Annotated in this window: 1 protein-coding gene; it reads left to right on the top strand. The window is 71.0% G+C overall.

Annotated elements, in window-relative coordinates:
* Positions 1-191 precede the first annotated feature (191 nt).
* On the top strand, positions 192-485 hold the full coding sequence (locus tag ACSDR0_RS50870; protein ID WP_435296180.1) for a MerR family transcriptional regulator: 294 nt from the start codon (positions 192-194) through the stop codon (positions 483-485).
* Positions 486-827: the final 342 nt, after the last annotated feature.

Raw genomic sequence — 827 nt, 5'->3', positions numbered from 1 at the left:
CACCGATAGCGTCGGCCGTGCGCGCGCAGCCCAGGCTCCGCGCCAGCGCCGATACGGCTGAACCGGCCCCACGGGCCGACACCGCGGGCAGCGCCGACCAGGCCAACAGGGCCGATGGGCTTGGGCTCCTCGCCACCCCGGGTCACACGCCCGGTCACCGGTTCGACGACGAGGACTACCCCGCCTACAGCATGGGCCGCGCCGCGGAGATCCTCGGCGTCACCCCCGCGTTCCTGCGCAACCTCGGCGCCGCCAAACTGATCGAGCCGCAGCGCTCCGACGGCGGCCACCGCCGCTATTCCCGCTACCAGCTGCGGCTGGCCGCCCGCGCCCGCGAACTCCTGGACCAGGGCACCGCCCTGGAGGCCGCCTGCCGCATCATCATCCTGGAAGACCAGCTCGCCGAGGCCCTGCGCATCAACACCGAACTTCAACACGATCGCGACCGGCACCAGCCCGACAACGCGAGCCGTCGCTCGGCCTGAGGGCCGGCGCCCTCACCGGTGCTGTCGCCCGCACTGCCGCCGACAGCACCGGTCTCGCCCCGGCATCCTCACCGCACCAGCCCACGGCGCCCTGTCTCGCAGCGGCAGGGCGGCCCGGCCTGGTGAGGGGGCACGGCTCACGTTTCGACGGCGATGCCGGTGAGGTGTGTGACGCTACGCCGGGGGAGCCGGTACCTCTGCCCGGGATGCCTCGCCCACGGCAGCAAGTGGAGTCAGAACTGACTGATAAGTGGAGTCCGACTTCAGGATCTGGATCAAAGTCCGTGAAGTGGTGACGGTGTGTGATGAGCGCTAGTTGGTGAGGAGCACGCGTTTGCGGAG

Source organism: Streptosporangium sp. G11, from assembly GCF_051192615.1.
Taxonomy (GTDB): domain Bacteria; phylum Actinomycetota; class Actinomycetes; order Streptosporangiales; family Streptosporangiaceae; genus Streptosporangium.
The sequence above is the reverse complement of the archived record's forward strand: the minus strand, read 5'-3'. Positions and strand labels throughout refer to the sequence as shown.

What these genes read in the sequence shown, in the direction of transcription:
- ACSDR0_RS50870 (WP_435296180.1), top strand. Translation starts at nt 192, where the DNA reads ATGGGCCGCGCCGCGGAGATCCTCGGCGTCACCCCCGCGTTCCTGCGC.